The organism is Massilia phosphatilytica (assembly GCF_977014125.1).
Genome location: NZ_CDRNIL010000153.1, coordinates 1 through 2,306 on the forward strand (window position 1 = coordinate 1; position 2,306 = coordinate 2,306).

A 2,306-nucleotide genomic window follows, 5' to 3' on the forward strand; every position below is an offset into this window, starting at 1 on the left:
TGCAGGAGTTAGTTGGATGATCCAGCACCTCGTCCACATCGTCGTCGAACTTGACGTTCTGCTCGCGCAGCTGGGCCTTGGCCTGTTCGATCATGGCGAGCGACTGGTCGATCTCGAAATGCATGCGCCAGCATCGGGATCAGGATGCGCACCTTGCCGAACGCGGACGCGCGAGGACGGCGCAGCTGCGCGAGGAAACCGTGCTGGTCAGGCAATAACGGATCGCGCGCAGGCCCAGCGCCGGATTCAGCGCCGTATGCTCGGTCTGGTCGAGCGGCTTGTCGGCACCCACGTCGAGCGTGCGGATCGTGACGGGCCGGCCCTTCATCGCCAGCACCGCCTCGCGGTACTGCTCGACGCGCTGCAATTCGCTGGCCGAGGCCGGGCGCGTGGAAATCATCGCGGGCATCAGCCTGCCGATGCTGCTGCGCGCGATCACGTACCGGCGCGACACGCTGGACGTCGTGGTCGAGATGGCACTGGCCGGCGCCCAGAACGGCGCCGTCAGGGTGGACAACAGGATCCGGCTCGGCACCTGACCGGACCGATGAACGAGGAGATTAGACAACTACAATATGATTCAACAGGAACTCGAGATCATCAACAAGCTGGGCCTGCACGCCCGCGCTTCCGCCAAATTCACCCAGCTGGCCGCCAAGTTCCAGAGCGACGTCTGGCTCACCCGCAACGCGCGCCGCATCAACGCCAAGTCGATCATGGGCGTCATGATGCTGGCCGCCGGCAAGGGCGCCAAGGTGACGCTGGAGGCGGACGGCCCCGACGAACAGGCTTGCATCGCGGCGCTCGCCGGCCTCATCAACGACAAATTCGGCGAAGGCGAGTAATGCCGGATACACGCGGCCGGACGTCACCCGGGACCCTCCATGGCATCGTTCACATTGCACGGCATTCCGGTCTCGCGCGGTATTTCGATCGGGCGCGCGCACCTGCTCACGCCGGCCGCGCTCGACGTCAAGCATTACCTCGTGCCGGAAGAGCAGGTCGAGGCGGAAGTGAAGCGCCTGCAGGACGCGATCGCCGAAGTGCACCGCAACCTGCAGGAATTGTGGACCGAGCTGCCCAAGGAAGCCCCGACGGAACTGGGCGCGTTCATCGACGTGCATGTGCTGATCCTGTCCGATCCGATGATCTCGGAGGCGCCGCTCGACATCATCCGTTCGCGCCACTACAACGCCGAATGGGCGCTCGTCACGCAGATCGACGAGCTGTCGGCGCAGTTCGACGAGATCGAGGACGAGTACCTGCGCGAGCGCAAGCAGGACATCCAGCAGGTGGCCGAGCGCGTGCTCAAGGTGCTGATGGGGACCGCGCTGTCGGTGCCGCCCGCGGCGCCCGGCGAAGACCACTTCCAGCCGCAGATGATCGTGGTCGCCCACGACATCTCGCCGGCCGACATGCTCGCGTTCCGCGACCGCTCGTTCGTCGGCTTCGTGACGGACGTGGGCGGCCAGAACTCGCACACGGCGATCGTCGCGCGCAGCCTGGACATCCCGGCCGCCGTCGGCATGAGCCAGGCGTCGCGCCTGATCGAGCAGGACGACTGGGTGATCGTCGACGGCGACGCCGGCGTCGTCATCTGCAATCCGAGCGCGCTCGTGATGGAGCAGTACCGCGCGCGCCAGGCCAACCTGATGAAGGCGCGCAAGCGCCTGCTCAAGCTGAAAAAGACGCCGGCCGTCACCAAGGACGGCACGCCGATCACGCTGCTCGCGAACATCGAGCTGCCGGACGACTGCGGCCCGGCGCTGGAGGCGGGCGCCGTCGGCGTCGGCCTGTTCCGCTCCGAATTCCTGTTCATGGGACGCGGCGCGCAAGGTCTCAAGGTGCCCGGCGAGGATGAGCAGTTCGAGCAGTACCGCAAGGCGGTGCTGGCGATGAAGGGCCGGCCCGTCACGATCCGCACGCTCGACGTGGGTGCCGACAAGCCGCTCGACCAGACCGAGCATACGGCGCTGAATCCGGCGCTGGGCCTGCGCGCGATCCGTTATTGCCTGGCCGAGCCGCAGTTGTTCCTCACGCCAGCTGCGCGCCATCCTGCGCGCGTCCGCGTTCGGCAAGGTGCGCATCCTGATCCCGATGCTGGCGCATGCGTTCGAGATCGACCAGTCGCTCGCCATGATCGAACAGGCCAAGGCCCAGCTGCGCGAGCAGAACGTCAAGTTCGACGACGATGTGGACGAGGTGCTGGATCATCGACTTCTGTTTTAACCTTAGGTGCTGGATCATCCACATGCTCCTCCGTTTTAACCTTAGCAATACGTAACTGAACGAAGTACAGGACAACA

General features: G+C 65.4%; 1 protein-coding gene and 3 pseudogenes. 3 read left to right on the plus strand and 1 reads right to left on the minus strand.

The features are described from left to right. Nucleotides 1-373: pseudogene (locus tag ACWNCF_RS05465) on the minus strand (putative PEP-binding protein); the annotation flags it as partial. Between ACWNCF_RS05465 and ACWNCF_RS05470 the strand changes: the two are divergent. The 3 genes and pseudogenes from ACWNCF_RS05470 to ptsP all read left to right on the plus strand — a co-directional run. Then, nucleotides 363-539, plus strand: a pseudogene (locus ACWNCF_RS05470) (PTS fructose transporter subunit IIA); the annotation flags it as partial. The pseudogenes ACWNCF_RS05465 and ACWNCF_RS05470 sit on opposite strands and share 11 nt — an antisense overlap. A 36-nt stretch (nucleotides 540-575) precedes the next feature. Next, on the plus strand, nucleotides 576-845 hold the full coding sequence (locus tag ACWNCF_RS05475; protein WP_322404258.1) for an HPr family phosphocarrier protein: 270 nt from the start codon (nucleotides 576-578) through the stop codon (nucleotides 843-845). Between the two features lie 39 nt (nucleotides 846-884). After that, nucleotides 885-2,199 (plus strand): annotated as a pseudogene (gene ptsP, locus ACWNCF_RS05480) (phosphoenolpyruvate--protein phosphotransferase); the annotation flags it as partial. Nucleotides 2,200-2,306 lie beyond the last annotated feature (107 nt).

What these genes read in the sequence shown, in the direction of transcription:
- ACWNCF_RS05475 (WP_322404258.1), top strand. Translation starts at nt 576, where the DNA reads ATGATTCAACAGGAACTCGAGATCATCAACAAGCTGGGCCTGCACGCC.